Below are 14517 nucleotides of genomic sequence, written 5' to 3'. Positions count from 1 at the left end.
ATCGTCAACAATAGACTCAGATGCAGATGTATACGGTAGCCGAACAGCAAATAGAGGAAAGATTAATTAAGCGCCTCGTAAGCCTTAAATATATTCATCGGTCAGATATCAAAGATAGGGCAACGTTGGAAGCCAATTTTCGTACGAAGTTTGAACAACTCAATGGCGTCATACTGACAGATCGGGAGTTTGATCGCCTTCTTTCTGAGATTATTCCTGCCACGCCGGATGTGTATGAGTCTTCTCGATTACTGCGCGAACGCAATCTTTTCTTGAGAGAGGATGGCACTCCTTTGTACTACACTCTTGTTAACATCAAAGATTGGTGCAGGAATGACTATGAAGTAATCAATCAGTTACGCATCAATACACATAGCAGTCATCATCGCTATGATGTTATAATCCTTATCAATGGGCTTCCTCTTGTACAAATAGAATTGAAGGCTCATAAAGTATCACCTCGAACGGCGATACAGCAGATTGTCAATTATAAAAATGATGTGGGAAATGGCTATGCCAATACCCTGCTTGCATTCATGCAGTTATTTATCGTGAGTAATGAGGCAGAAACGAGTTACTTCGCCAATAATAATGCTAAGGAATTCCGATTTGATGCTAAAGAACAATATTTGCCGATATACCATTTAGCAGATGAGAATAATCACAAAATAATGCACCTGCACAGTTTTGCGACAAGAATGCTTGCGAAATGTACTTTGGGAGAACTCATCAGTCGATACATGGTATTAGTCGCAAGCGAACGTAAGCTTCTAATCATGCGTCCTTACCAAATTTATGCAGTCCAAGCCATTGTTAAGTGTATTGAAGAAAATCGTGGTAACGGTTATATCTGGCATACTACAGGATCAGGTAAGACGCTTACCTCATTCAAGGCATCTACTATTCTTAAAGACAATCCTAATATAGAGAAATGTATTTTTGTCGTGGATAGAAAGGATTTAGATCGTCAAACGCGAGATGAATTCAATAAGTTTCAGCAGGGGTGTGTTGAGGAGAATACGAATACAGAGACACTTGTAAAAAGGCTGGAATCTTCGGACTATGCGGATAAGGTTATAGTAACAACCATACAGAAGTTAGGCATAGCCCTTGACCCTAAAAATAAGAGGAACTATCAAGAGCGTCTTAAGTCTCTTGCAGATAAGCGTATGGTTTTCATCTTTGACGAATGCCATAGATCTCAGTTTGGAGAGAATCATAAAGCGATCAAAGCCTTTTTCCCAAAAGCACAACTCTTTGGTTTTACGGGAACACCGATATTTGAAGCGAATGCAGTGCAAGTCAAGATTGATGGGCAAGAGGCTTCTAAGCTAACAACAGAAGATGTCTTTCAGAAGCTTCTACACTCCTATACGATCACGAATGCCATTGAGGATAAGAATGTTTTGCGATTTAACGTAGACTACTATCGACCCAATGATCAGTCGAATGGTACTTATGGACAAGTGACCAAGAAGGCAGTTATCGAAGAAATTCTTGCCAAGCACGATGCCATATCTTTTTCTAGACGCTTCAACGCCATTTTTGCAACGAGTAGTATCAATGATGCTATTGAGTACTATCAGTTATTTAAGGAGGTACAAGATGAACATTGGGCAAAGAATCCTGACTTTGTGCCTCTGAACATCGCTTGCGTGTTCTCTCCGCCCGCTGAGGGGAATAAAGATGTGGAGCAATTGCAAGAGGACTTAGAGCAAGAAAAAGCAGATAATTTGGTCGATCCAAATAGTAAAAAAGCAGCCTTAGAGGGGATTATTTCGGACTATAATGAGCGTTATGGCGTTGCACACAGTATTTCTGAATTTGATGCTTATTACCAAGATGTACAGAAGCGTATCAAAGATCAGAAATGGAGTGAATATCCCCGTGACCAGAAGATAGATGTAACTATCGTCGTGGATATGCTCCTAACGGGCTTCGACTCCAAATACCTGGGCATCCTCTATGTGGATAAAGAACTCAAATATCATGGCCTTATTCAAGCCTTCTCTCGCACCAATCGCATACTAAATGAGACCAAAAACTTTGGGAAGATACTGGATTTTCGCTCTCAGATGTCGTCTGTAGACGATGCTGTTCGTCTATTTTCTGGTCTTAAAGAGGAGATGCCGGATCCTACTATATGGCTTGTCGAACCAGCTCACGAGGTCGTTGTAAAGTACGAACAAGCGATTGATAAGCTCACTCAGTTTATGGAATCCAAGGGATTAGACCCGAAACCGGAAGAGGTGGCTAATTTATTAGGAGATACCGCTAAGGCTGAGTTTGTAGACTACTTTAAGGAGGTTCAAAGACTGAGCAATCAACTTGGGCAATACATCTACATAGACCCCGAGGATCAAGAGAAGATAGAGAGTTTGTTGCCTAAGGAGGATTTGAATGCTTTTAGGACAGCTTACCTTGAGACTGCTCGTACCCTTCGTGAAAATCAGAAAGATCCGTCATCCGATTATGCACCCAATACCGGTGATGGGGTTAATCCGGAGGATATAGACTTTGAGTTTGTCCTCTTCTCCTCTGCTATGATCGACTATGATTATATCATGGGGCTGATTTCTCGCTTTACTAATCAAACTCCAAGCCAGCAAGAACTCACAAAAGAAGAGCTGGTTCGTTTGGTGGCTTCGCACAGTAATCTGATGGAAGAACAGGAGGATATTCTCGACTATATAAATCAGTTAGAGGTTGTTGATGGACTCACTGTGAATGAGGTTAGCGAAAGCTATCAGCAGTTCAAAAATCGGAAGATGAGACGACGCATCGAAGAGATTGCCCTGCGGTATGGAATTATTCCGGAAACCCTTAATTCATTCATCCAATCAGTTTTAGACCGAATGATTTTTGACGCCGAACAGCTTTCAGAACTATTTAGAGAACAGGATTTAGGCTGGAAGCAACGCGTACAGCAAGAAAAAGCATTGGTCTCTGATCTACTTCCTCTATTCTCCTTATTGGCAAAAGGGCAAAATATATCAGGGCTCTCTGCTTATAAATCCTAAGAAAGTAATGCATGGATCATTTTAGTGACTTAAGGCAACTAGCTCGAGATATTCGGGACAAACTAGAGGAAAAGAAAATCATTCTCTTATATGCTTATAATGGAGTGGGAAAGACTCGTTTGTCTATGGAGTTCAAGGATCTTGGGAAGATAGGAGGAGAAAGAGATACACTCTATTTCAATGCTTTTACAGAAGATTTGTTTTCGTGGGATAATGATCTTGACGAAGATGCGACTCGAGTACTCAAAATGAATCTAAAGTCTTCATTTTTTAGTGGAGCTAAAGAATATGCTCTTGAAGATAAGATTAGAGTGTTTTGGGGGCGCTTCTCGGATATTGTTTTTCAAATAGACTATGAAGACGGAAGTATTTCTTTCTCAAGAGTTTTCAACCTGAGGGAAGGAGAGGATCCAAACCAAGAAACTGTTATAGATAACATCAAAATATCAAGAGGAGAGGAAACTATCTTTGTATGGTGTTTTTTCTTAGCCATCGTACAATTGGTATTGGATGGAGATGAGGGTTACTCTTGGGTAAAGTATATCTACATTGATGATCCCATCTCTTCTTTGGATGATAACAATGCTATTGCAGTCGCGGTTTTATTAGCTGAGACATTAAAAGAGGGCTCAAAAAAGGTAGTTATTTCAACACACCATGCTCTCTTCTATAATGCTCTTTGGAATGTTTTCAAAGATAGCGTAGGAAAGCGAAAATGGCTTGGAAGTTTACACTTCAAGAAAAATGGGGAAGAAGGCTATAGTGTTAGCTATACAAATGACACCCCTCGGTTTCTTCACGTTGCAATGTTGGAAGAATTGTGGCATAGGGCTGAATCAGGAGATCTATATACCTATCACTTTGCAATGCTTCGAAATGTGCTTGAGAGAGCAGCTTCATTTCATGGATATGAAAAATTTGATGAATGCTTCAAAAACAAAGATATTCAAGAAGAGTCTCCTCTGTATAGCCGTATAATAAACATCTTCTCTCACGGAAAATATTCTCTTTATGAGCCGACTGAGATGATGGAGGATAACAAAGAGCTGTTCAAACAGATATTGAGCGCATTTATAACAAACTACAAGTTTAATCCTGACCTCTTTCTTCCAAGAGAGGCTTAATAGATAGAAGAATATGACAGCAAGAGACCAACAGGCTTTAGGTAAAACACTATGGGCTATAGCAGATGAGTTGCGTTCCAAGATGAATGCTGATGACTTTCGCGACTATATGCTTTCATTCCTTTTCCTTCGCTACTTGTCTGGCAATTATGAGCAAGCAGCAAAGAGAGAGCTGGGCAAAGACTATCCCAATGAAGAAGCGCTCTCGATAGGAGAGACTGCTCTACAAAGATGGTATGCAGAAAACAGCGAAGACATCGGAGAGTTTGAAGCTCAGATGCGTCGAAAGATTCACTACGTCATTAAGCCGGAATACTTATGGAGCCATATAGTAGAATTGGCTCGTACACAAAGCTCGGATCTGCTTGACACATTAGAGGAGGGGTTCAGACATATCGAAACGGAATCTTTCGATAGTACATTTAGGGGCTTGTTCTCTGAGGTAAACCTCTCTTCTGAGAAACTGGGAAAGACTTACCAACAGAAGAATGATACGCTCTGTGTGATCATTCTCAAGATCGCAGAGGGTATAGGAGCTTTCTCTTCGGATATAGATGCACTCGGCGATGCGTACGAATATCTAATCGCCCAATTTGCCGCAGGCTCAGGAAAGAAGGCAGGCGAGTTCTACACCCCTCAAGCCATATCCACTATTCTGTCTCGTATTGTCGCTTTGGATGCACAAAATCCTGACCGTGGCGTTAAAGAGGGGATCAAAAAGGTATTGGACTTCGCCTGTGGTTCCGGATCATTGTTGCTCAATGTTCGCAAACAGATGGGCGACCGAATAGGACGTATTTACGGGCAAGAACTGAATGTCACCACGTACAACCTCGCTCGTATGAATATGCTCTTGCATGGAGTAAAGGATACGGAGTTTGAGATATTTCACGGAGACTCTTTGGCAAATGAATGGGCGTTCCTCAATAATGATAATCCCAGTGAAAAAGTAGAGTTCGATGCCATCGTAGCCAATCCCCCCTTTAGCCTCAAATGGAACCCCAAGGAAGAGACTGCTCAGGACTTCCGTTTCCAAAATTACGGAGTGGCACCCAAGTCTGCCGCCGATTTCGCATTCCTCCTGCACGGCTTTCACTATCTGAGCCAAGACGGTACTATGGCGATTATACTGCCACATGGGGTACTCTTTCGTGGGGGTGCAGAGCGTGCCATTAGGCAGAAATTACTTGAAGATGGAAGCATAGATGCCATTATCGGCTTGCCGCCCAAGCTCTTTTATTCTACGGGTATTCCGGTATGTATCATTGTCCTCAAGAAGTGCCAGACCAATGACGATGTGCTTTTTATCGATGCGAGCCGAGAGTTTGCCAAGGATAAAAAGCAAAACCGTTTGCGCACAGGGGAGAACGGTGAGCCAAACGACATCGATAAGATTATAGATACCTACCGATACCGCAAGGAGATAGACAAATACTCTCGATGCGTTCCGCTCTCCGAGATTAAGGAAAACGATTACAACCTCAATATCCCTCGCTATGTAGATACGTTTGAAGAGGAAGAGGAGATAGATATTCAGGCAGTGATGAGCGAAATCGAATCACTCGAAGCACGTCGCACAGCCCTTGACCAACAAATAGATGTTTACCTCCGAGAGCTCGGACTGATAAAGTAATGAACTATGGCAACGAATAATAATCCCCTCCTCAATTGTCCCCCTTTGAGATTCCCCGAATTCTCCGACCCGTGGCAACAAACCACCCTCGGCGAGGTCGCTGAAATAAACCCTTCCACAAAGGGTGTGTTACCTCATAAGTTCATATACATTGACTTGGAAGCTGTCGAAAAAGGCGTTCTTTTGAAGCATAATATCATCACTAAGGATAATGCACCAAGTCGGGCTCAGCGACTTCTAAAGGATCATGATGTGCTATTCCAAATGGTTAGACCTTATCAGCAAAACAACTTATACTTTAGGTCTGTCGAGAAAATCCCCTCCGTAGCCTCTACAGGCTATGCACAACTTAGAAGTGTTCAGTCAGGAAGGTTTCTTTATTATGCTATACATTCTGCTACTTTCTTGGGCGAAGTTTTGAATCGGTGTACTGGGACGAACTATCCAGCTATCAATGCTACTGATTTATCAAGTCTCCCTCTTTCTCTTCCATCCCTTGCTGAGCAGAGGAAGATAGCGGAGTTTTTGTCGTTGATTGACGAGCGGATAGAGACCCAAAGGCAAACAATTGAGGAGCGAAAGAAACAAAAGAAAGCCCTTCTGCACCAAATTTTCTCTCAATCCCTCCGCTTCCCCAACTTCTCCGCCCCGTGGCAACAAACCACCCTCGGTGAAGTATGTAAGGTATCCACAGGAGAGATGAATACACAGGACAAAGTTGAGGATGGAAAATATCCTTTTTATGTTCGTTCTTCAAAGGTTGAACGCTCCAATCGTTATACCTACGATGGAGTTGCAATATTAACTCCAGGAGACGGAGCAATAGGGCAGATATTTCATTATTCAGAAGGGAAGATAGCGGTGCATCAACGGGTTTATATGCTCACAGAAATTCAATGTATTCCGAAATACCTCTTTCAGTACTTTTCTGCCAATTTCTTTGAAAGAGCCAGCAGGATGAGTGCCAAGAATACGGTAGACTCTGTACGTATGAATATGATAACAGATATGCCCATCTCTTTGCCGTCATTGGAGGAGCAGAGGAAGATAGCGGAACTATTGGCTATCTTTGACGAAAGAATTGAGGCGGAAGAAGCGTTGCTTAAGTGTTACGAGGCACAGAAACGCTACTTATTGCGTCAGATGTTTGTCTAAGTAAATCATTGTACTGATTATGAGTTCCGATTTTCGTCCCGACTTGATGACCAAGAATATAGTTTATTGTTTGCTTGAGCAATGCCCCCAAGCCAATAGTTGCCTGCGCCATCTCGCCTACCGACACTCCTCTCCGTTCTCGATACACTCATTTGTAGATCCTCGCAGAGAGGTAAGCGAAACTTGCCCTCACTACTTGAGCAATCGGGTACAGCGTCAAGCCAGAGGTTTCAAGCGGGCTATTGGGCTTCTTCCTTATCGTAGCGTCGCTGCGTTTCGCGGGCGAATATCCTATGAGTTAAACTGTGGTCGGAGCCATTTCTACCGATATGCATCGGGAGAATATCCTCTTACCGAAGCTCAACAAACTACTGTCCGTACTGTATTTCAAGAATTTGGCGTCGAACAAGAGGAACTCTTTGATGCTTACGAAGAAGCCTACGAACTTCTCTACTAAGACTTTTCCCTCTTTCCCTATACTTTCAGCCTTCTCTTCCCCTTTCTCTCGCTATTCCCATCATTATGGGACTACCTTCCCATAGCTGTGAGACTGTAGTCCCATAGGCGTGAAACTATAGTCCCATTGCTGTGGGACTATAGAATGCTTTATATGAAATGTTCAAATGCTCAGAGCAAACCTCTGCCATTCCTCTACTAAACGAACATTTTTCGCAAAAGATACTTCTTCTGCTCTTCGTACTTCCCAAGCAACTTCTCCTCCACCTCTATCCGCTCGTCTATCAACGAAAGAAACTCCGCAATCTTCCTCTGCTCCGCAAGGGATGGAAGAGAAACACTCTCTTTCCCGAGAGCTGTTTGATTAATGCTTGCTTGAGAAACAGCCTTATTTGCAATTGACCTAAATCTATTCCTAACCACATCTCTCTGAAAATGGGAATAAAGAATGTATGGTTCGGCATTTATAACCTTCAGTCGCAGTAGATTCATTCCATGGTATAAGTCCATTGGCTTACTTACTATCGCACTTTTTCCGATGTGTTCTATGCTATTGATATTGCTAAAGAGAATATCACCTAAAGACAATTTATACCCTTCTAACCTCGTATCATAAGGCACAAAGCCAACACGGTTGATATCTATTGCTCCAGAACTGATAGTCTCTATTCGACTAACTCGGTAAGGGGTTTCTATCTGCTCTTGTTCTCCAGAATATCCACTTGTAATCTCTGCGACTTCTCCGAGGGTGGTTTGTTGCCACGGGTCGGAGAAGTCGGGGAAGCGGAGGGATTGAGAGAAGATTTGGTGCAGAAGGGCTTTCTTTTGTTTCTTTCGCTCCTCAATTGTTTGCCTTTGGGTCTCTATCCGCTCGTCAATCAACGACAAAAACTCCGCTATCTTCCTCTGCTCAGCAAGGGATGGAAGAGCATATACTTGCTCTAAGACAACTGTCGGCTTAAGATTCGCAATAGATCCATTTCCACCTTGTATTGCCGTTTGAATATATTTACGGTACAGATACGTCTGAAAGATCCAGCGAGATAAGATGCACTCGCTCCGATATATTCCACAGAATGCACCAACCGTAATCGGTTCTTTGCTACTGCCATCGTAGTATGAGTTCTTGCCAACAAGGTCTGAACTCCCGTTTGCAGCACAAATTACAATATCCCCCTTTTGAAGTATCTGGTTCTTTGCTATTCGAGCATTTGCCCGTATTACATCAGAAGTATAATTCAAGGTGGTTCCCGAATTTATATTGGTGGCTCTCATAATCGGGATACCATACTGGGAAATATCCGATGAAGAGTACGTAACACCTCTCAAGTACGCTCCTATTTCCCCGAGGGTGGTTTGTTGCCACGGGTCGGAGAATTCGGGGAATCTCAAAGGGGGACAATTGAGGAGGGGAGTGTTCTCCCAAGTATGGTGTATCTTGTCGGGACATCAAAAACCAATCCTAAATAGAGAAACATTATGAGTAAAAATTCTTTTGAAAAAGTAGTTCGTGCTTGGCTGAAGGACAAAGTTCAGTATGTTAAGCAAGGGACTTATTCTGTCTATGCTTTACAGGTAGACAATCATCTATTGCCTTACTTCTCGAATGTAAATGACATAACAGAAGAGGTATGCCAAGCCTTTATCTTACAGAAAATAGGACAAGGGCTTAGCTTGAAGACCATCAAGGATCTAATCATCACCCTCAAGATGATACAGCGATTTGGAGTCAAGCATTTTGGCTGGCAGTACGTGGAGCTGGATCTCAAATATCCGACCCAATGTAAGTCGCCTGCGATTGAAGTGCTTCCTCGGGAATGTCAGAGCAAGATTATGAAGTATGTGCGTGAGCATTTTACTTTTCGTAATCTGGGCATTCTCATTTGTCTGAGTACAGGGATGCGTATCGGTGAACTCTGTGCACTCAAGTGGAAAGATGTAGATTGGGTAGAGGGGGTTATTCGTGTCAGTCGTTCGCTTCAGCGTATTTATATCATCGAGGCTGATGGAAGCCGAACGACTAAGGTCGTAGAGAGTACGCCCAAAACCAGTAATTCTCTGAGGGAAATACCTTTGAGTCGAGAGCTGAAAAGAATGCTCAAACCTTTTTGCAAGGTCGTCAATCCTGAATACTATGTCTTGACCAACGAACCTAAAGCTACCGAACCCCGCACTTATCGCGAGTATTATCACGCATTGATGGAGAAATTGGGGATGCCTCGGATAAAGTTTCACGGACTAAGGCACAGCTTTGCCACACGCTGTATCGAGAGCGGATGCGATTACAAAACAGTGAGCGTTCTTTTGGGACACGCAAATATCAGTACCACGCTGGATTTATACGTTCACCCGAATCTCGACCAGAAGCGCCGTTGCATAGAACAAATGAGCAAAAGCCTGACTTAGAGAATGAGGCAAGCACGAAAGAGTTTACTCTATTGTGCTTGCCTTGTCTATTCTTATGTTAAAATCTTCGTTTCTATCGTTTATTTTTCCTACTTAATTCTTCCTGTTCTTTCATAAGTTGCTCTTGCTGGCGGTGGAGAAGTTCAGCCTGACGGCGAACTGCTGCTTCGTAGTTAGTGACACGTTCTCTGAGTTGCTCAATGGTATTTTCTGAGCGATGTGTTTCAAAGATGCTGTCCAACTGGGCAAAGGAGTCGTTACTCTCGGAGTGTTGCATCCTGAGTATGCGGTATCGAAGGGCGTAGTCATTGAGACTTTGGTTGGTCTTATGCAAGTGGATATTCCAACCGAAAAAGCCAGCAACTATAAGGACAAGTATTCCCCAGATAGCCCACTGAATCCACCGCTTAGCATCAAGTAAGAAGTACTTCTTGGTAATTGACGGAGTTTGAGTGCTTTGCTTTTCCTCTAACTTAGCAACCACTTCGTTGCATGCCTTGGTACTATCCGTAAGCCCATTTTTGATTTCTGCGATGCGTTTTCCCAATACAATTGCAACCTCCGTAAGCTCCTTTTTCCACTTGATGTGGTCGTCTAAGACCAGTTGTAAGGTTTTGGTCAAGGCTTGAAGTTCCTGTTCAAATACTTCTGTAGATGTTCCATTGGGTCTGCCCTCAAGACTTACGATGGAAGTCTTGATTTCCTTGTTCTGTTGCTTGACCTCCTCGAGTAGGTCAAGTAATGTTCTAAATTCATCATTCATAACTTTCTTCCTTTTTTCTTTTTGTTAGCTTGATATCTTAGTTTTCGTTGCCAAATGGCTTCTGCTATTTCATCTGAAGTAGCGTAGGTGGTTGGAAATAAATCCACTGTTGCTGTTTCCGAAAAGTTTTCCGTTTCCTTCGGTTGCTCTGCTTGCTGTGCTACTATCTGTTTGAAGTGCTGATTGAGCTTTGAGTAGCTGTATGAGCGGTCGATCTTCGAGCCACTAAAGGTGACACCGTCCTTCTCAAAGAGCACTCCCTCTATCAGATCGGTCTTCCCCTTGTGCTTGAAGTGGGTTGTAACTCCATGTTTACTGAGGGCGGCTGTAAAACTCTTCCAATCTTTGGATCCACGGAGTGCGTGCTGTATGACATCAAAAATCTCATATCTGATTTTGTCATTACCCTTGAGTTGCTGTCGCTTAACCAGCTCTTTCCCCTTGCCAAAGGTCAGCCCAAACTCCTCCGTCAGTTCCTTGCAAATGCGTGTGGAGCGGTATTTCTCATTGCGGTCACTAATGGTTTTGCCGTAGTTGTCAATACGATTGAAGCAGATGTGTAGATGTGGATGCTCACGATCGTAATGGCGAACCATCAGGTACTGCGTGTCTCGCACGTCCATTCGCTTAAGATACTCTTCGGCTATCTGTGTCATCAGGGCATCGTTAAGTTTATCCGCATCCTCTGGAGAAAAGCTGAGTATGGTGTGGCATACCCGCTTCCTCACTCGGCAGTTCATTGAGGCTTGCAGGTCAAAGTCTTGGGTAATTTCGGATACAATGCTTTCTCTTACCCCTTCACCTTTCAGAATCACTGCTTCACCCTCAGGTTTACTGAGGACATAACGAACAACTCCAGAAAAGGAAGTCCCCTTAATTATCTTCGCAATCATGGCTTTAACTCCTTAAGGTGTTGCGTAATTAGTTCTCTTAGCCTTTCCAGTTCTTCAGGAATAACCCTTATCCCATAAGTATTCAGATTACGAGCTATCTGATTGATATTATTTACCATCCCTGTCAGTTGGCGAATCTCGTGCATCTGTTCGGGCGTGATGCGTGCCTGAATCTTAGCATCGGCAATCAGCATGCGTAGGAACTCATTCCGATTCACCCCTGCTTCGGCTGCTCTCCGCTTCAAGGTGTAGTGCTCAATTGTATTCAGCTTCAGCTGAACTGGATATCTCCTTTTCTCCGAGGGTTGTTTTGTTGGTCGACCTCCTCTATTTTTAGTCATATTCTTTACAATTGTCATTGTGTTAAAATTTTGGTTCGAACAGAAATTTCTCCGAGTTCGAACTCAAACATCTTTTAGTTCGAACGTGAATTTCTCCGATAGACAAGTCTTTTTTTCTGCTTATCTAAATGGAGACCATCGGGATTAAATTGGCTCCGCCTTGGGGGTGGCAAGTGAGGTTTTGGGTATGCCAAAACACAAACTTGCTACCCTACAATTTGAAGCCCCTCTTACGATGGGTAGGCATTGCCTCATGAGATTCTTTTCTGCCCTTTTGATAGAGATTTTCAACCTCCTTAGTGAGTGTAAGTTTGTTCAGAGGCTCTATTTTGGGTTCGATTTGGAGTAGATAATCTGCGATGTCATACCCCGCTTTGAGGTCTTTTGCGGATGCGGTTTTCTCCAAATAATCAAAGAGACGAACCTCAAAACCAATCTTTCTCATCATGGTCATTTTCTCATGCCAATAGTCAGTTGCACCGAGATCGGGGAAAAGAACTATCTGTCTTTTCATCAGCGGAGTAAGTGTCTCAGCCCTAAAACATCCATTCTTGCCTCCCGTAGCAATCCAGAGATATTGAGGTAGGTAAAAAGAAGCAATCAGAGCAGTCTTCTCACTTTCCACTATTGCGATGGGCTTCTGCTTTTCTTTAGAGAGAAGATGCTCCCCAAAGAAACATTGTCTCAGATTGAAGTGGGTGATGCGTAGCACACTGTGTACCCAAGTGACATGATTGAATGGGGTCTTTACCCGCTTGCCAGTTTTTGAATTGTAGAGCATGACTTTACCTGTTCGGATTTGATTATGCGTATCAATCTGCCAAAAGATGGTCGCCCCATCCCAGTGCTTTGAAGTCCCAATGTGATAGAGTCGCATTAGGTTCATTGCCCTTTCGGTTCCCAATTGATGAGCCAAGAAGATGTAAAGATTGTTTTGCTCATAACTCTGTAGGCTCTGCTCCATCAGGTCTCGGTCGATATAGGAGGGAGGTGTTATTGCTTTGGTGCTTTTAATCAAGCGGTAGGCGTCAGAGTTGAAAAGCCCTTTCTTCTCTTCAGGATTGTCTGCGAAGTATTCCTTAGGTGTGTAGTGGTAGCTGCAACTATGTTCGTGGTCGCATCGCCCCACATGGTTAGGAAATTGAATCTTGCTCTCTGTGTCAATATATCGAGCAAAGCACCTTGGGCGTTCGCAAGCAGGGCAAGTATGTCTTGTGTTGCTCCCTTTGTAGGGTTCAAGCATAAATCTAAAGTCGCTCATTTTATTCTGAATTATCTCGCACTATCTACACTTTGCACACTTTCAACTCCCGAAATGCGGATAATGTGGAAAGTGCGTGGGTTATACATTTATTTTCTTGTACTGTCCGTGTCTCTCTTTGGTGAAAAGGGTGCCGATATTTCGGCTGAGAAAGTCCTTTATGGCTCTTTCCTTAAAGCCTAGACGATCACCAATCTGTAAGGCTTCGGCTGTTTGAAATCTTGATGGTAGTTCAATCAGTAGTTGTCGCTGTTGCTGATTAAGCTGATTGCACTCCATGACCACCTGCACTTGCTGAGCCATTGAACGAAAGTATTCTGTGAGTGCAATAGCTTTTTCTACAGAAGTTGCATCTATGCTTTGTTTGTCCGCCTCCTGACAGCTCCATCTGGCAAGCTGAATGATGAGACAAAAGCGGATGATGTAGATTTCAAGCTTACAATAGATTCCCACAAGTGTTTCATTCGCTTCAGTATCGCATATTCGGGCGTGCTCTTCTTGCCATGCATAGAGCCTGCTCTTTGCTTCGAAGGAGAATGGGACAATATGTGGAGTAACTTCCCCTTCACTATCTAATGGACAATCAATCTCAACAAGGGTGCGGATAATGTCCGACCACTCTTGTTCCGTATTCTCAGGCAGTTCGTTTCTACTCCATCGTGCTTTCAACTGTATGTTGGGCATGACAAAAAGGATGCGATCTATGAACCCATTATTGGAGCGTTCACCTTTGGCTAATTCCCCCAGAATATTCTTCTGAATTGTACCAACAACGGAGATATAAGGTCTCTTGATAAAGATTGAATTGCGGCTGCCTTTGCGGTCATTAATGGTCGCTTTAGCACTGAATACAGAGAGCCAGAACTGCTCTTCAGAACCACTATTATAGCGATTGAAGTTCTTGAACCAAGTGGATAACTCATCTACCCACAGGCAAAGTCCTCTCTTATTTTGTGCATGTATCAGACTTAGTCCTTCGGGAGTGATGTCTGAGACCAGAAATCTCTTGCGAATGGGCTCTTCGGGTTGTTCTGTGATACCACTATCAGTCCTTTCCTTACGAGACATCTGCATCACCTTTTCATACTCTGCGTAAGCAAGGTCATAGGCTTTGTTTGCCTTGTAGTCAAGCTCTAAAAATGGCTGCATCGCAAAACTGAGTGGATGGCTCTTATTCGTTCCAGGTCTTCCGACTAAAGCCATATAGAGTATGGGACTCTCTTGCCAGCCCCTTTTGAGCTGGGCAAGATGAGTATTTCCAATGCCAACGGCTATTGCTACCAGCATAGCAGAAGCGATGTAGTCAATTGGGAAGCCTTGACACTTGTGTACTTCGGCAATGATTTTCTCAATTTTTGCAGGGAAAATCTCTACGGGAAAAGAGGAGTCAGAGAATGATAGCCCTAACTCTTTAGCCTTGTCAAGGAGGAACTCTGGTATGATGGTCTGTTCTTCCATGTCCCAT

The 14517-nt window shown here is 43.2% G+C and carries 12 protein-coding genes; 6 read left to right on the top strand and 6 right to left on the bottom strand.

Annotated elements, in window-relative coordinates:
* Positions 1 to 20 precede the first annotated feature (20 nt).
* Genes QYZ87_07270 through QYZ87_07250 form a run of 5 tightly spaced genes read left to right on the top strand, consistent with a single transcriptional unit; the run spans position 21 to position 7389 of the window.
* Positions 21 to 3020, top strand: a complete 3000-nt coding sequence (locus QYZ87_07270) for a type I restriction endonuclease subunit R (protein ID MDN4754328.1) — start codon at positions 21 to 23, stop codon at positions 3018 to 3020.
* An 11-nt stretch (positions 3021 to 3031) separates the two neighbouring features.
* Positions 3032 to 4144 (top strand): AAA family ATPase, encoded by a 1113-nt coding sequence (locus tag QYZ87_07265; protein MDN4754327.1) that lies wholly within the window; start codon positions 3032 to 3034, stop codon positions 4142 to 4144.
* A 13-nt stretch (positions 4145 to 4157) separates the two neighbouring features.
* Positions 4158 to 5777 carry a type I restriction-modification system subunit M gene (locus tag QYZ87_07260; GenBank protein MDN4754326.1) on the top strand — a complete coding sequence of 540 codons (1620 nt, stop codon included), beginning with the start codon at positions 4158 to 4160 and terminating at the stop codon, positions 5775 to 5777.
* Positions 5778 to 5783: 6 nt separating this feature from the next.
* Complete coding sequence (locus QYZ87_07255) at positions 5784 to 6932, top strand: restriction endonuclease subunit S (protein MDN4754325.1); 1149 nt, start codon at positions 5784 to 5786, stop codon at positions 6930 to 6932.
* 19 nt (positions 6933 to 6951) lie between these two features.
* The gene (locus QYZ87_07250) at positions 6952 to 7389 is read left to right on the top strand and encodes a DUF6078 family protein (GenBank protein ID MDN4754324.1); all 438 of its coding nucleotides are present in this window, start codon (positions 6952 to 6954) and stop codon (positions 7387 to 7389) included.
* A 197-nt stretch (positions 7390 to 7586) separates the two neighbouring features.
* Here QYZ87_07250 and QYZ87_07245 read toward each other — a convergent pair whose 3' ends face one another.
* Positions 7587 to 8780, bottom strand: coding sequence for a restriction endonuclease subunit S (locus tag QYZ87_07245; GenBank protein MDN4754323.1), 1194 nt, complete (start codon positions 8778 to 8780; stop codon positions 7587 to 7589).
* An 87-nt stretch (positions 8781 to 8867) separates the two neighbouring features.
* Here QYZ87_07245 and QYZ87_07240 point away from each other — a divergent pair, with 87 nt between their 5' ends.
* Positions 8868 to 9794: a tyrosine-type recombinase/integrase gene (locus QYZ87_07240; GenBank protein ID MDN4754322.1), complete on the top strand. Its 927-nt coding sequence runs from the start codon at positions 8868 to 8870 to the stop codon at positions 9792 to 9794.
* 73 nt (positions 9795 to 9867) lie between these two features.
* Here the strand turns inward: QYZ87_07240 and QYZ87_07235 are convergent, their stop codons facing one another.
* The 5 genes from QYZ87_07235 to QYZ87_07215 all read right to left on the bottom strand — a co-directional run bounded on the left by QYZ87_07235 (position 9868) and on the right by QYZ87_07215 (position 14510).
* A complete protein-coding gene (locus QYZ87_07235) occupies positions 9868 to 10557 on the bottom strand; it encodes a hypothetical protein (protein MDN4754321.1) in 690 nt (229 codons plus the stop codon).
* Positions 10554 to 11450 carry a relaxase/mobilization nuclease domain-containing protein gene (locus tag QYZ87_07230; protein ID MDN4754320.1) on the bottom strand — a complete coding sequence of 299 codons (897 nt, stop codon included), beginning with the start codon at positions 11448 to 11450 and terminating at the stop codon, positions 10554 to 10556. Before QYZ87_07230 ends, QYZ87_07235 begins: the two co-directional genes overlap by 4 nt.
* Positions 11447 to 11791 carry a plasmid mobilization relaxosome protein MobC gene (gene mobC / locus QYZ87_07225; GenBank protein ID MDN4754319.1) on the bottom strand — a complete coding sequence of 115 codons (345 nt, stop codon included), beginning with the start codon at positions 11789 to 11791 and terminating at the stop codon, positions 11447 to 11449. The genes QYZ87_07230 and mobC overlap by 4 nt, the downstream gene beginning before the upstream one ends.
* A gap of 211 nt (positions 11792 to 12002) precedes the next feature.
* Positions 12003 to 13052, bottom strand: a complete 1050-nt coding sequence (locus QYZ87_07220) for a DUF6371 domain-containing protein (protein ID MDN4754318.1) — start codon at positions 13050 to 13052, stop codon at positions 12003 to 12005.
* 81 nt (positions 13053 to 13133) lie between these two features.
* Positions 13134 to 14510 carry a DUF3987 domain-containing protein gene (locus QYZ87_07215; GenBank protein MDN4754317.1) on the bottom strand — a complete coding sequence of 459 codons (1377 nt, stop codon included), beginning with the start codon at positions 14508 to 14510 and terminating at the stop codon, positions 13134 to 13136.
* Positions 14511 to 14517: the final 7 nt, after the last annotated feature.

It is taken from the genome of Porphyromonadaceae bacterium W3.11, assembly GCA_030434245.1.
In the GTDB taxonomy this organism is placed as follows: domain Bacteria; phylum Bacteroidota; class Bacteroidia; order Bacteroidales; family Porphyromonadaceae; genus Porphyromonas_A.
The sequence above is the reverse complement of the archived record's forward strand: the minus strand, read 5'-3'. Positions and strand labels throughout refer to the sequence as shown.

Bases quoted from the DNA above. Each gene is read 5' to 3' on its own strand.
- QYZ87_07270 (MDN4754328.1), top strand. From the start codon at position 21: ATGCAGATGTATACGGTAGCCGAACAGCAAATAGAGGAAAGATTAATT.
- QYZ87_07265 (MDN4754327.1), top strand. From the start codon at position 3,032: ATGGATCATTTTAGTGACTTAAGGCAACTAGCTCGAGATATTCGGGAC.
- QYZ87_07260 (MDN4754326.1), top strand. From the start codon at position 4,158: ATGACAGCAAGAGACCAACAGGCTTTAGGTAAAACACTATGGGCTATA.
- QYZ87_07255 (MDN4754325.1), top strand. From the start codon at position 5,784: ATGGCAACGAATAATAATCCCCTCCTCAATTGTCCCCCTTTGAGATTC.
- QYZ87_07250 (MDN4754324.1), top strand. From the start codon at position 6,952: ATGAGTTCCGATTTTCGTCCCGACTTGATGACCAAGAATATAGTTTAT.
- QYZ87_07240 (MDN4754322.1), top strand. From the start codon at position 8,868: ATGAGTAAAAATTCTTTTGAAAAAGTAGTTCGTGCTTGGCTGAAGGAC.
- QYZ87_07235 (MDN4754321.1), bottom strand. From the start codon at position 10,557: ATGAATGATGAATTTAGAACATTACTTGACCTACTCGAGGAGGTCAAG.
- QYZ87_07230 (MDN4754320.1), bottom strand. From the start codon at position 11,450: ATGATTGCGAAGATAATTAAGGGGACTTCCTTTTCTGGAGTTGTTCGT.
- mobC (MDN4754319.1), bottom strand. From the start codon at position 11,791: ATGACTAAAAATAGAGGAGGTCGACCAACAAAACAACCCTCGGAGAAA.
- QYZ87_07220 (MDN4754318.1), bottom strand. From the start codon at position 13,052: ATGAGCGACTTTAGATTTATGCTTGAACCCTACAAAGGGAGCAACACA.
- QYZ87_07215 (MDN4754317.1), bottom strand. From the start codon at position 14,510: ATGGAAGAACAGACCATCATACCAGAGTTCCTCCTTGACAAGGCTAAA.